We start from the raw sequence: 12,918 nt of genomic DNA, 5'->3' as shown, positions 1-12,918 counted from the left end.
TCACTTGCAACGGTAAGCACCTACGGGTACTCCCTGGGTTACCGGGGACCGTCGATCATCCTCGTGACCGAGGGCAGGTTCGGCGCCCCTTTCTACCGTGGATGTCAGCGCGGCGGATCGCCGCAGAGTGGGAGTACGACGATGAGTCGCAAACTGGTCCGGCCCCGTGAGGGGCGCATGCTCGCCGGTGTCTGCGCCGGCCTGGGGCAGCGGTTCGGCATGTCGGCCGGCATGATCCGGCTGCTGTTCCTGCTGTCGCTGCTGCTGCCCGGCACCCAGGTGATCGTCTACCTGGTGCTCTGGATCCTGATGCCGAGCGAGGACCGCTACGCCGCCACCCGCCACTGATCCCCGGTAGCCGAACGCGACGCGTCCGCCCCTTTTCCGGGACGGGCGCGTCGGCGTACCCGGTCAGGGGGCGGTGTAGGTGACTGTCACCTTCTCGTAGCCCAGCGAGCGCAGCAGCCCTTCCAGCATCTTGCGGGTGTTCTCCTCGGCGCGGGCGGTCAGCCCGCTGTCCCGGGCGGCGGCGGTGATCCGGTCCTCGGCCAGCTTGTACACCTGCTGCTGCCGGTTGGGGTCGCCCTGCACCAGGTCGTTCAGCCGGTTGAGCAGGCCACGCTGCTCGGCGAAGACGTAGCTCTTCTCCAGGTCGAGGTTGGTCTCGCCGAGCTGCGGCGCGGGGAGCTTGATCTCCACCGACTTCCCGTCGGCGGACTCGACCACCGCCCCGTCGGCGATCTTGGCGAAGTCGACGTACGCCTCGATGCTGCCCGCCCCGACGAAGAGCGTGCGCTCGTTGAGCAGGAAGTCCGGCACGTTCTGCCGGTCGTTCTGCAGGTCGACGACCACCTGGAAGTTGCCCTCGGCGGCCACGTACCGGCTGAGGTCGCGGATCGACTTCAGCAGCGGCGGCTGGCTGCGGTCGGTCTGCTCCTTGGCGAACGGGTTGCGGAAGTCGGGCAGGATCCCGGTGGCCTGCACGCCGAGCAGCACCACCACCGCCAGCGCGGCCGCGCCGAGCACCCAGAGCAGGCTCCGGGCCGGCCCGCCGGGCGACGCCGGGTCGCCGGACGCCGGCTCGGGTGTGACGTCCGACCGGGCCCGGAGGGCGTCGCCGGTCGGGTAACCGGGGAACTCCCTGGTGGGCTCGTTGATGTCACCGTCGCGGGCCATCGCCCTCACCGTCCTCGTCAGACAAATCGACTGATGATGACGGTACGTCCCCGGTACGACACCCGCTCGTCGAGCGGCCCGGAACGACGCAGGAGCAGGTCAGGCGAATGCGGAGAGCCCGGTCAGCCGCTGCCCGATGACCAGCTGGTGGATCTCCGAGGTGCCCTCGTAGGTCAGCACGCTCTCCAGGTTGTTGGCGTGCCGCATCACCGGGTACTCGCCGGAGACGCCGTTGGCGCCGAGGATCGTCCGGCACTCCCGGGCGATCGCCAGCGCCTCCCGCACGTTGTTCAGCTTGCCGACGCTGACCTGCTCGGGGCGCAGCTTCCCGGCGTCGGCGAGCCGGCCCAGGTGCAGCGCGAGCAGCAGGCCCTTGTTCCACTCGACCGCCATGTCGGCGAGCTTGGCCTGGGTGAGCTGGAAGCCGGCCAGCGGGCGGCCGAACTGGGTCCGGGTGGTCGCGTACGACAGGGCCGTCTCCAGGCAGTCGCGGGCCGCGCCGAGCGCGCCCCAGACGATGCCGTGCCGGGCCTCGGTCAGGCAGCTCAGCGGCGCCTTGAGCCCGATCGCCTCCGGCAGCCGGGCGTCCGCCGGCAGCCGGACGTCGTCGAGGGCGATCTCGCCGGTCAGCGACGCGCGCAGCGACATCTTGCGCCGGATCTCCCGCGCCGTCACCCCGGGCGTGTCCATCGGTACGGCGAAACCCCGCACCCCCTCGTCGGTGCGCGCCCAGACCACCCCGACGTCGGCGATCGGCGCGTTGGTGATCCACATCTTGGCGCCGTTGAGGATCCAGTCGTCCCCGTCCCGGCGGGCCCGGGTGGTCATCGACGCCGGGTCGGAGCCGTGGTCCGGCTCGGTCAGCCCGAAGCAGCCGATCGCCTCGCCGGCCGCCATCGCGGGCAGCCAGCGCTGCTTCTGCTCCTCGCTGCCGAAGCGCCAGATGGCGTACATGGCCAGCGAGCCCTGCACCGAGACCAGCGAGCGGACGCCGGAGTCGCCGGCCTCGAGCTCCAGGCAGGCCAGCCCGTACGCGACGGCCGAGGCGCCGGCGCAGCCGTACCCGGTCAGGTGCATGCCGAGCAGGCCGAGCTTGCCGAACTCCCGGGCCAGCTCGCGGGCGGGCACCTGGCCGTCCTCGTACCAGCCGGCGACGTGCGGGCGTACCCGGTCGTCGACGAGCTGGCGCACGACGGCCCGGATCTGCCGCTCCTCCTCGCCCAGCGACGCGTCGACGTCCAGCAGATCGAGAGGGCTCATGCCGTCACCTTAACGAGTCTTCAGGGGGGCGTCACTCGGCCTGGCCGCTGAGCACCAGCACCCGGGCGTGGATCTGATTGCGCTGCTGGAGCGCCGCGCGCAGCGCCCGGTGCAGGCCGTCCTCCAGGTAGAGGCCACCGTTCCACTGGACGACGTGCGGGAAGAGATCGCCGTAGAAGGTCGAGTCCTCGGCGAGGAGCTTGTCCAGCGCCAGCTCCCGCTTGGTGGTGATGAGCTGGTCGAGCCGCAGCGGACGCGGCGGGATCTCCGCCCACTGCTTGAGCGTGAGGTTGTGCTCCGGGTAGGGACGCCCGTCCCGGACCGCCCTGAAGATCACGGCACGCTCCCCTCCCCCTGGTCCGGCCGGCCCCCGGCGCCGCGCCGGTGAACGGCGGGGCACCACACGGCGTGGCGCTGATGTCCGTGCCAGCCTAGCCGCCCCCGCCACACCGCGTTTTACTCCCTCATGTCGGTTTCGCTACCGCCCGTACCGTCGCTCGACCGGACGAATCACGCTCAACTCCACCGACCCCGGCGGACCACCTCACCGACCGGGCGCCGACCCCGGCGCAGCGACGGCGACCGGTGGTCGGCTGCCCGGTAACCCACCGTCACCGCGCCGATCGGCTGGTACTCCGCGGGCACCCCGAACGCCTCCCGGTAGGCGTCGAGCCGCTCCGGCGGGATGCCGAAGAAGCACGCGCCCAGCCCCTCGTCCACCGCGGTGAGCAGCATCAGCAGGGCGGCAAAACCGGTGTCCACGTACCAGTACGGCACCGGCCAGCGCTCGGCCGAGCGGTCCGCCCAGCCCTTGTCCGGCTCGGCGTACCGCTCCAGGTACGCCGAGCGGTTCGCGTGCGGCACCACGATCAGCGGTGCCCGGCGCATCCCGGCCAGCCAGCGTTCCCGGCCGCCGCCGCCCGGGGTGGCCGCCGTCCAGAACCGCTCCCGGTCCTCCGGCGTCTCCAGCACCAGGAAGCCCCAGCCCTGCGCGAAGCCCGCCGACGGCGCCCGCACCGCGTGGTCCAGCAGCCGGTCCACCACGTCGGGCGGGACCGGGCGGTCCGGGTCGTAGTTGCGCACCATCCGGCGACGCCGGACCACCTCGGCGAACTCCATGCCGCTCCCCCGCGCCGCTCAGGCCCCGGGCCGGACGCCCCAGGCGCCCCGCCAGGTCTGCCCCGGGGCCAGGACGATGACGTCCTTCCCCGAGCGGAACGCGTCCGCCGGGCAGGTCATCGGCTCGACCGCGACCGAACGGCGGTGCCGCTCCCCGCTGAGGGTGTCCCCGGTGAAGACCTGCCACCAGCCGAACTCCCGGTCCGCCCAGACGTGCACCGCGGCCGAGCCGTCCGGCGCGGCGAGGGTCACCGCCGAGCCGCCGTCCTCGTCCCGGACGATGTCGCCGAAGGCCACGTCCAGCACCGCGTCGCCGATCGCGCGGGGCTCGGTGAAGTCGTACTCGGTGCCGGCGACCGCGGTGGCGCCGATCGGCAGCAGCCGGCCGTCCAGCAGCACCCGGGTACGCCCCGGCACCCGCAGCGTCAGCTCGTTCACCGAAACCGCGGGCAGCCGCAGGTAGGGGTGCATGGAGTAGCCGAACGGGCAGGGCTCGCCGCCGAGGTTGGTGGTCTCGTGCTCCACCCGCAGCCCCGCCGGCCCCACGCTCCACCGGGTCCGCAGCCGCAGCGGCCACGGGTAGCCCGGGCTCGGCGGCAGGTCGTAGCCGACCGTCACCGCGTCCGCGGACTGCTCGACCAGGTGCCAGGAGACCCAGTTGACCAGGCCGTGCATGGCGTTGTGCCGGTCCGGGTCGCTGAGGTCGAGCTGCAACGACCGCTCGCCGAAGGTGTACGCCCCGTCCCGGATCCGGTTCGGCCAGGGCGCCAGCACCTGCCCGGCCGAGCCGGGGCAGAGTTCGTCCGCCGCGTACCCGTCGACGTAGTCCACCCCGTCGTGCCGGTACGCCCGCAGCCCACCGCCCACCTCGACGATGATCGCCTCGTGGCCGTCGGCGGCAATTGTCCACTGTGCGCCGGACGGTGACCGGTTCGCGGCGTGCTCCATGCCGGCGACCTTAGCCGGTCGGCCCCGGCCCGCGGTGAACCCCGCGACCACCGTCCCGGCCGACGGCCGGCCGACCGGGGTCAGTCCCGGTCGGCGGCCGGCGCGGCGGCGGCCCGGTACCGGAGCAGGGCCGGGAAGGCCACCACCAGCAGCACCGCGAGGGCGGTCGCGGCGAGGCCGCCGCCGACCCAGGCGACGCCGGCGCCGAAGCCAGCCGCCACCCCGCCGGCCCGCAGGTCGCCCAGGCGCGGACCACCGGCGACGACGACGGTGTTGACCCCCTGGAGCCGGCCGCGCATCCGGTCCGGCGCGTAGATCAGCAGCATCGACTGCCGAAGCACCGAGCTGACCAGGTCGGCCGCGCCGGCCACGCCGAGCAGCACCACCATCAGCCAGAGCTGGCCGGCCAGCCCGGCGGCGGCGACGGCCAGCCCCCAGCCGGCCACCGCCACCACCAGCGCCAGCCCCTGCCGGCGCAGCCGGCCGATCCAGCCGGAGGTGAGCCCGCCGAGCATCGACCCGATGGCGATCGCGCTGTAGAGCCAGCCGACCGCCGCACCGCCGCCGAAGCGCTCGTGCGCCACCTCGGGGAAGAGCGCCCGGGGCATGGCCAGGACCATCGCGATCAGGTCGATGGCGAACGAGAGCAGCAGCACCGGGGTGGTGGCCAGGTAGCGGAACCCGTCGACGATGCTGGCCAGGCCGGCCCTGCGCGGGATCGCGGCGTGGTCCGGATCCGGTTCGGGCGGCATCGCGGGCAACCGCAGCGTGGCCCAGAACGAGACGGTGAACAGCAGCGCGTCCACCGCGTACGCGATCGGCAGTCCGACGTCGGTCCGCCAGGTGGCGAAGATCAGGCCGGCGGTCAGCGGCCCGAAGACCGAGGTGGCCGTGAAGGTGGTGAAGTTCAAGGTGCTCGCCGCCGGCACCAGCTCGGCGGGCACCAGGCGGGGCAGGATCGCGCTGCGGGCCGGCGACGTGATCGCGAACGCGATCGACTGCACCGCCACCAGCACGAGGAGAAGCACCGGGCTGCCCACCCGGAACAGCGCCTGCACCAGCAGCGCCAGCGTCGACGCCCAGAGCAGCCCGCCGCCGACGAGCAGCACCCGCCGCCGGTCCCGGGCGTCGGCCACGGCGCCGCCCCAGAGCCCGAAGACCAGCAGCGGCAGGAACCCGGCGATGCCGAGCAGCCCGACCCAGAGCGAGCCGCCGGTCAGCATGAACATCTCCACCGGTACGGCCACGGCGGTGAACTGGAAACCGAACATCGCGACGCCGTTGCCGAGCCACACCCGCCGGTACGCGGGCACACCCAGCGGGCGCAGGTCGATCGCCCAGCGGCGCCCCCCGCGCGGCCGGGCCTCCTTGACTCCGGTCACGGCGCCAGCCGCTCGGTGACCCAGTCGCCGCCGTCGGTACGCCGGAACCGCAGCCGGTCGTGCAGCCGGCTGGCCCGCCCCTGCCAGAACTCCACCGATTCGGGGCGGACCCGCAGCCCGCCCCAGTGCGGTGGCGCCGGGATCGGCTCGACCCCGGCGAAGCGCTCGGCCACCGCCTCGAACGCGTCGTCCAGCGCGGCCCGGTCGGGGATCACCCGGGACTGGGCGCTCGCCCAGGCACCGAGCTGGGAGCCGCGCGGCCGGCTCGCGAAGTACGCCTCGGTCTCCGCCCGGTCGACCCGCTCCACCTGCCCGGTGACGACCACCTGGCGCTGCATCGCGAACCAGGGGAAGACCAGGCTGACCCACGGGTTGGCGGCCGCCTCGGCGCCCTTGCGCGAGCCGTAGTTGGTGTAGAAGACGAAGCCCTCCGGGTCGTACCCCTTGAGCAGGACGGTCCGGCCGCTGGGGCGCCCGGCGGCGTCGGCGGTGGCGACGACCATGGCGTTCGGCTCCGGGAGGGGGAACGCGACCGCGTCGGCGAACCAGCGGTCGAACTGGGTGTGCCAGTCCGGCGCCAGATCCGCCTCGGAAAGGCCCTGGTCGGCGGCGTACTCGTTACGCATGGCCGCCGGCACCACTGTGTCGCCCGTCACGTTGCTCTGCCCCCTCGGCGGGCCGCCCGCGTCCCGGAGACGCTGGCCAGGCCCCACCGCCAAGTCTGGCCGAGAGCGTGAGCTTGTCCACCGCCGGGGATGTCGCGTGCGGCACAGTCGCGGCGGGTCGCGCAGTCGGTTACCCAGCAGGCAAGATGGCACGAACACATCCCTGAGGGTCGCCTAAGGTGCGGGGCCGGCTGAGCCCGCTCGGGCGCACCGAGCCGGAAGCCAGGAGACGACATGTCGGACTTCAAACCGGGTCTGGAGGGCGTCGTAGCCTTCGAGACCGAGATCGCCGAACCGGACCGCGAGGGCGGCGCCCTGCGCTATCGCGGGGTCGACATCGAGGATCTGATCGGTCAGGTCTCGTTCGGCAACGTCTGGGCGCTGCTGGTCGACGGGCGGTTCGGCCCGGGCCTGCCGCCGGCCGAGCCGTTCCCCGTGCCGGTGCACTCCGGCGACATCCGGGTCGATGTGCAGTCCGCCGTCGCCATGCTCGCCCCGTACTGGGGGCTCAGCCAGCTCCTCGACATCTCCGACGAGCAGGCCCGCGAGGACCTCGCCCGGGTGTCGGTCACCGCGCTCTCCTTCGTCGCCCAGTCCGCCCGCGGTCTGGGCCTGCCGGCGGTGCCGCAGAAGGAGATCGACAAGGCGGAGACGATCGTCGAGCGGTTCATGAAGCGCTGGCGGGGTGAGCCCGACCCGCGGCACGTCAAGGCCGTCGACGCGTACTTCATCTCGGCCGCCGAGCACGGCCTGAACGCCTCCACGTTCACCGCCCGGATCGTCGCCTCCACCGGCGCCGACGCCGCGGCCTGCATCTCCTCCGGCATCGGCGCCCTCTCCGGCCCGCTGCACGGCGGCGCGCCGTCCCGGGTGCTCACCATGCTGGAGGCCGTCGAGCGCAGCGGCGACGCCGAGGGATACGTCAAGGGCGTCCTCGACCGGGGCGAGCGGCTGATGGGCTTCGGCCACCGGGTCTACCGGGCCGAGGACCCGCGCGCCCGCGTGCTGCGCCGCACCGCCAAGGAGCTGGGCGCGCCGCGCTTCGAGGTCGCCGAGGCGCTGGAGAAGGCCGCCCTGGCCGAGCTCCAGGCCCGTCGCCCGGACCGGGTGCTGGCCACCAACGTCGAGTTCTGGTCGGCCGTGGTGCTGGACTTCGCCGAGGTGCCGGCGCACATGTTCACCTCGATGTTCACCTGTGCCCGGATGGGCGGCTGGTCCGCGCACATCCTGGAGCAGAAGAAGCTCCAGCGGCTGGTCCGCCCGTCGGCCCGCTACGTCGGCCCGGGCAGCCGCAAGCCGCAGCAGGTCGAGGGCTGGGACGCCATCCCGCACGGCGTCTGATCCGGGTACGTCGAGGGGCCCCGTCCGCGCGGACGGGGCCCCTTCGCGCATCCTGTGGCGCACGCCTCACCCCGCCGGCTGGGACCAGCCGCCGGACGACCCGCCCAGGGTGCGAGGATGAAGGCCGGCAGTGTCGCCGGACCGGGCCCGGACCCCGGTCGCGTCGCGCCCCGCGCGCCCCGGCCGTCGATCCGCGCCCGCTGAACGGGCCCGCCCTCGCCCTTGCGGAAGGATCTCGACCACCGTGGCTGACGCACCGACCATCCGGATTCCCGACGACATCAAGCCCGCCGACGGGCGGTTCGGCTGCGGGCCGTCCAAGGTCCGTCCGGCGGCGGTGTCCGCCCTTGCCGACGTGGCCACCAGCTACCTGGGCACCTCGCACCGGCAGCAGACCGTCCGCGACCAGGTGGCCCGGCTCCGCCGGGGCATCGCCGAGTTCTTCGCCCTGCCCGAGGGGTACGAGGTGGTGATCGGCAACGGCGGCACCACCGCCTTCTGGGAGGTCGCCACCTTCGGCCTGGTCCGGGACCGGGCCCAGTTCGCCAGCTTCGGCGAGTTCGGCGCCAAGTTCGCCAAGTCGGTCAAGGACGCGCCGTTCCTGGGCGAGCCGACCGTCCGCAAGGCCGAGCCGGGCAGCGCGCCGACCCTGGTCGCCGAGGCGGGCGTGGACGTCTACGCCACCCCGCACAACGAGACCTCCACCGGCGTGGCCGTGCCGATCAACCGGGTGGCCGGCGCCGACGAGGGCTCGCTGCTGCTGGTCGACGCCACCTCCGGGGCCGGCGGCCTGGACGTCAACGTCGGCGAGACCGACGTCTACTACTTCGCCCCGCAGAAGTGCTTCGGCTCGGACGGCGGCCTCTGGCTGGCCCTGATGTCGCCGGCCGCACTGGAGCGGGCCACCGAGATCAAGGCGTCGGGCCGCTACATCCCGGCCTTCCTCGACCTGGTCACCGCGATCGACAACTCGCGGCTGGAGCAGACGTACAACACGCCCGCGCTGGCCACCATCTTCCTGGCCGCCGAGCAGACCGACTGGATGAACTCGCAGGGCGGCCTGTCCTGGGCGGCGAAGCGGACCGCCGAGAGCGCCGGCATCGTGTACGGCTGGGCCGAGCGCTCGGCGGTGGCCACCCCGTTCGTGGCCGACCCGGCGCTGCGCTCCAACGTGGTCGCCACCATCGACTTCGCCGACGGGGTGGACGCCTCGGCGATCGCCAAGGTGCTGCGCGCCAACGGCATCGTGGACACCGAGCCGTACCGGAAGCTGGGCCGCAACCAGCTCCGGGTCGCGCTCTTCCCGGCCGTCGAGCCGGCCGACGTGGAGGCGCTGACCGCCTGCATCGACTACGTGGTGGAGCGGCTCTAACAGCTGTCACGGTGGGTGGTCGTCGGAGCTCCGGCGACCACCCACAGTGATCATCGCCGCAGCTCAGTCGCGACATGCCGGGTGTCGCATCCCCCACCTCCGGGTAGATGAGCGTACGGTGGTCCGAGACGCCCGGGTGGCCGGCTCGTGGCGTGACGGCCAGCGAAGCGGGACGGAGGCAACGCCATGCGCCCAGTACGCTTCGTCGCCCTCTCGGAGGACGGCCAGGCTATGGTGCTCGCCGACGAGGTCGGGCGCCTGCTCGCCCTCCCCATCGACGAACGCATCGCCTCGGCGCTGCACGCCGAGCCCGGCGCGGCCCCCCTCGCGGTGGTGCCGACCGCCGCCGACCCGATGCCGTCGCTCTCCCCGCGGGACATCCAGGCCAAGATCCGCTCCGGCGAGTCCGCCGAGGACGTCGCCCGGATCGCCGGCGTCCCGGTCGACCGCGTCCTGCGCTACGCCGGCCCGGTGCTCCAGGAGCGGGCCATGCTCGCCCAGCACGCCCGGCGCACCCGGCTGAAGGGCGCGGAGAAGCCGACCCCGCTGGCCGAGGTGGTCAACGGCCGGCTGGCCCAGCACGGCATCGACACCGAGAAGATCTCCTGGGACGCGTACCGGCGTGACGACGGCACCTGGCGCATCGTCGCCACCTGGCCGTCGGGCAAGGCCACCGCGCAGGCGGTCTGGGATCTCGACAAGCTCCGGCAGAACGTCACCCCGCACGACGACATGGCGCAGTATCTGTGCGCCGAGCGCCCCACCCCGATCCTCGGCCAGGAGCCGGCGCCGGAGCGGGGCGGCCACGCGCTGCCCGGCCCGTCGCGCGGCGAGCCCAGCCGGGGCGGGCACGGCCTGCCGTCGGCGGGCGAGCACGCGCGTCCGGGTCGGGACCCGATCCGGGCCGGGCGGGACGCGCTGCTCGCCTCGCTGGACCGGCCGCTCGGCTCGACCTCGGGGCGCGGGCTCGACCCGCGTTCGCCGGCCGCGCAGGACGCGCCCCGCCAGCGGGCGGTCGGCGGCGGGGCGGCGGCCCTGCTCGGCGGCGGTCAGGGCTCGGCGTTCGACGACGACTCGGACGCGCCGAAGGAGGTCCCGGCCGTACCGTCGCTGGCGGTGCTCCGACCGCGCCGGACGGGCGCGGCGGCGGCCGCTGGCGGCGAGTCCACGGACGCCTCCGGCAAGCCGCGCAAGCGGCTGCCGAGCTGGGACGACGTTCTCTTCGGCACCGGTCCGGCGGCCCGCGAGTCCTCCTGATCCATCGGCCACCCCGGTAACGCGCGACGGCTCCAGGTCGCAGCGCGGCGTCAGACCGGCCTTCATTCGGTCCGGAGCGCCGCCAAGCGGCGCGGAGGCCGAATGATGGCCGTCAGCCGAACTGGGGTTGTCGTAAGGCACTCGAAGTGCCCGCGTGCCAGGGTGGACCCATGGAGTACACGAACCTGGGACGCACCGGTCTCTCGGTGAGCCGGCTCTGCCTCGGCACCATGAACTTCGGGCCGCAGACCACCGAGCCGGACAGCTTCGCCATCATGGACCGGGCGCTGGAACACGGGATCAACTTCTTCGACACCGCGAACGTCTACGGCTGGCAGCTCGGTGAGGGCATCACCGAGCAGATCATCGGCCGCTGGTTCGCCCAGGGCGGCGGTCGGCGCGACAAGGTCGTGCTGGCCACCAAGGTCTACGGCAAGATGGGCGACTGGCCCAACGACCAGGGCCTGAGCGCCCGGCACATCATCCGGGCCTGCGAGGAGTCGCTGCGCCGGTTGCAGACCGACACCATCGACCTCTACCAGATGCACCACATCTCCCGGACCACTCCGTGGGAGGAGATCTGGCAGGCGATGGAGACCCTGGTCGCCCAGGGCAAGGTCATCTACGTCGGATCGTCCAATTTCGCCGGTTGGCACATCGCGCAGGCGCAGGCGGCGGCGGGCCGGCGCAACTTCCTCGGCCTCGTCTCCGAGCAGTGCATCTACAACCTGATGACCCGGCACGTCGAGCTGGAGGTGGTCCCCGCCGCCCAGCACTACGGGCTGGGCATCATCCCCTGGTCGCCGCTGCACGGCGGGCTGCTCGCCGGGGTGCTGCGGAAGATGACCGAGGGCGGCGCGGCGCGCGGCACCAGCGGCCGCGCCGCCGACGCGCTCGCCGAGCACCGGCCGACCGTCGAGGCGTACGAGAAGCTCTGCGCCGACCTGGGCCACGACCCGGCCGACGTGGCGCTGGCCTGGCTGCTCTCCCGCCCCGGGGTGACCGCCCCGATCATCGGCCCGCGCACCCTCGACCAGCTCGACCGGACCCTCGGCGCGCTTGAGGTGGACCTCGACGAGGCGACGCTGAAGCGCCTCGACGAGCTCTTCCCCCCGGTCGGCAACGGCGGCCCCGGCCCGGAGGCCTGGGCCTGGTAGCGCCGGTGGAGTTTTGCGGCATGTCGCGGTGTCCCGCACGGGGATGACCGCGACATGCCGCAAAAATGCGGTCAGATCGGCCAGGTGGCGAGGCGGTCGTACGTGGGGCGCGGGCCCGGGTGGCTGCGGACCAGGACCAGCTCGCTCGCCGGCCACTCCGGCCCGAGGTAGTTGGCGAGGGTCTCCCGGTCGGCGAGCACGTCGGCGCGGTCGATCCGGTCGCCCGGGCGGGCGATGGTCAGGTGCGCCCGGAACGGCTTCTCGTCGTGCGGCAGCCGGGCCCGGCGCAGCCCGAACCGGATCAGCCGGGCCAGCATCGCCAGCGCCTCGACGTCACCCCGGAGGTCCACCCAGAGCACGGTGAACTGGCCCCGCCCGAAGCTCCCCCCACCGCCGAGGCGCAGCCGGGGCGAGCTGTCCCGTCCGTCCCGGAACGTCTCCGCGGCCAGGCCGAGCGTGCTCTCCACCTCCACCAGCCGCCCCTCCTCGACGTCGCCGAGGAAGGCGAGGGTGAGGTGGGCGTGGGCCGGGTCGGCCAGCCGGACGTTGGTGCCGGCGGTGGAGGCGGCACCCACCCGGAGCCCGGCCACCTGGGCGGTCAGGTCGTCGACCGCCGGCCGGGGCGGGTAGACCGCGACGAAGAGCCGCACTTGAAACCCCGCTCAGCGGTGCCGCTGGCGGTGCCCGGCCCGGGCGGTCGGCAGGGTGATCCCGGCGGCGTGCAGCAGCCCCTCCACCCGGACCCGTTCGATCTCCCGGTCCACACCCTCGAGCTCGGCCAGGTGCTCGGGGATGTCCAGCGCCCGGCAGGCGGCCCGCAGCCGCTCGTCGTACGCGTCGATGACCGCGCCGTGCCAGACCACCGAGCGGTCGGCGGCGGCGAGCCGGTGCCCGCCGAAGCGGCGCAGGTCGGCGGCGATCTGCTCCAGCGGACGGCGGCCGTTCCGGTCGAACTCGGTCAGGTCGATGTCGCGGGTGAGGGCGTCCGCCTCGATGGCCCGGTCCAGCCGGGCGATGGTGCGGCGTTCCCGCCGCTGCTCCCGCCACTCGGCCCACCGGCAGGCCACCCGGTCGATGATCTCGTCGGCGCAGAAGAGCAGCGCGAAGGCGGCGGGCAGGCAGCAGACGGCGAGGATCGCCAACATCAGCAGTAGACCCCGCCCTACTCCCATGCATCGACGCTAAGCGCCGCCGTGACCGCCCGCCACCCGATTGCCGGTATCCGGACGCGAATGAGTGCG

14 protein-coding genes are annotated in these 12,918 nt (G+C 73.6%); 5 read left to right on the top strand and 9 right to left on the bottom strand.

The window, feature by feature from the left end; all coding sequences use genetic code 11:
* Positions 1-141: 141 nt before the first annotated feature.
* The gene (locus tag EV384_RS06640) at positions 142-348 is read left to right on the top strand and encodes a PspC domain-containing protein (protein WP_130331091.1); all 207 of its coding nucleotides are present in this window, start codon (positions 142-144) and stop codon (positions 346-348) included.
* A 63-nt stretch (positions 349-411) separates the two neighbouring features.
* Here EV384_RS06640 and EV384_RS06635 read toward each other — a convergent pair whose 3' ends face one another.
* The 7 genes from EV384_RS06635 to pdxH form a co-directional block, all read right to left on the bottom strand.
* The gene (locus EV384_RS06635; protein ID WP_130331089.1) at positions 412-1,176 is read right to left on the bottom strand and encodes a DUF4230 domain-containing protein; all 765 of its coding nucleotides are present in this window, start codon (positions 1,174-1,176) and stop codon (positions 412-414) included.
* A gap of 99 nt (positions 1,177-1,275) precedes the next feature.
* Positions 1,276-2,436: an acyl-CoA dehydrogenase family protein gene (locus EV384_RS06630; RefSeq protein ID WP_130331087.1), complete on the bottom strand. Its 1,161-nt coding sequence runs from the start codon at positions 2,434-2,436 to the stop codon at positions 1,276-1,278.
* Between the two features lie 31 nt (positions 2,437-2,467).
* Positions 2,468-2,773, bottom strand: coding sequence for a type II toxin-antitoxin system VapB family antitoxin (locus tag EV384_RS06625; protein ID WP_089011473.1), 306 nt, complete (start codon positions 2,771-2,773; stop codon positions 2,468-2,470).
* A gap of 179 nt (positions 2,774-2,952) precedes the next feature.
* Entirely contained in the window at positions 2,953-3,555 is a 603-nt protein-coding gene (locus tag EV384_RS06620) for a nitroreductase family protein (protein WP_130331085.1), read from the bottom strand.
* A gap of 18 nt (positions 3,556-3,573) precedes the next feature.
* A complete protein-coding gene (locus tag EV384_RS06615; RefSeq protein ID WP_130331083.1) occupies positions 3,574-4,503 on the bottom strand; it encodes an aldose 1-epimerase family protein in 930 nt (309 codons plus the stop codon).
* 80 nt (positions 4,504-4,583) lie between these two features.
* Positions 4,584-5,885: an MFS transporter gene (locus EV384_RS06610; protein ID WP_130331081.1), complete on the bottom strand. Its 1,302-nt coding sequence runs from the start codon at positions 5,883-5,885 to the stop codon at positions 4,584-4,586.
* Positions 5,882-6,511, bottom strand: coding sequence for a pyridoxamine 5'-phosphate oxidase (gene pdxH, locus EV384_RS06605; protein ID WP_130340297.1), 630 nt, complete (start codon positions 6,509-6,511; stop codon positions 5,882-5,884). Before pdxH ends, EV384_RS06610 begins: the two co-directional genes overlap by 4 nt.
* A 273-nt stretch (positions 6,512-6,784) precedes the next feature.
* Between pdxH and EV384_RS06600 the strand changes: the two genes are divergently transcribed.
* From EV384_RS06600 to EV384_RS06585, 4 genes are all read left to right on the top strand, one after another.
* Entirely contained in the window at positions 6,785-7,891 is a 1,107-nt protein-coding gene (locus tag EV384_RS06600) for a citrate synthase 2 (RefSeq protein WP_130331079.1), read from the top strand.
* Positions 7,892-8,135: 244 nt separating this feature from the next.
* Positions 8,136-9,263 (top strand): phosphoserine transaminase, encoded by a 1,128-nt coding sequence (gene serC / locus EV384_RS06595; protein ID WP_130331077.1) that lies wholly within the window; start codon positions 8,136-8,138, stop codon positions 9,261-9,263.
* 186 nt (positions 9,264-9,449) lie between these two features.
* Positions 9,450-10,520, top strand: a complete 1,071-nt coding sequence (gene sepH / locus EV384_RS06590; protein ID WP_130331075.1) for a septation protein SepH — start codon at positions 9,450-9,452, stop codon at positions 10,518-10,520.
* Positions 10,521-10,690: 170 nt separating this feature from the next.
* Entirely contained in the window at positions 10,691-11,677 is a 987-nt protein-coding gene (locus tag EV384_RS06585) for an aldo/keto reductase (RefSeq protein WP_130331073.1), read from the top strand.
* A gap of 71 nt (positions 11,678-11,748) precedes the next feature.
* On the opposite strand, the gene thpR is transcribed toward EV384_RS06585, so the two are convergent.
* Both thpR and EV384_RS06575 read right to left on the bottom strand, forming a co-directional pair.
* Positions 11,749-12,327: an RNA 2',3'-cyclic phosphodiesterase gene (gene thpR / locus EV384_RS06580; protein WP_130331071.1), complete on the bottom strand. Its 579-nt coding sequence runs from the start codon at positions 12,325-12,327 to the stop codon at positions 11,749-11,751.
* A gap of 12 nt (positions 12,328-12,339) precedes the next feature.
* Positions 12,340-12,849: a hypothetical protein gene (locus EV384_RS06575; protein WP_130331069.1), complete on the bottom strand. Its 510-nt coding sequence runs from the start codon at positions 12,847-12,849 to the stop codon at positions 12,340-12,342.
* Positions 12,850-12,918 lie beyond the last annotated feature (69 nt).

Origin of the sequence: Micromonospora kangleipakensis (assembly GCF_004217615.1) — a bacterium.
Taxonomy (GTDB): Bacteria; Actinomycetota; Actinomycetes; order Mycobacteriales; family Micromonosporaceae; genus Micromonospora; species Micromonospora kangleipakensis.
This window is presented reverse-complemented; position numbering and strand designations above follow the sequence as displayed.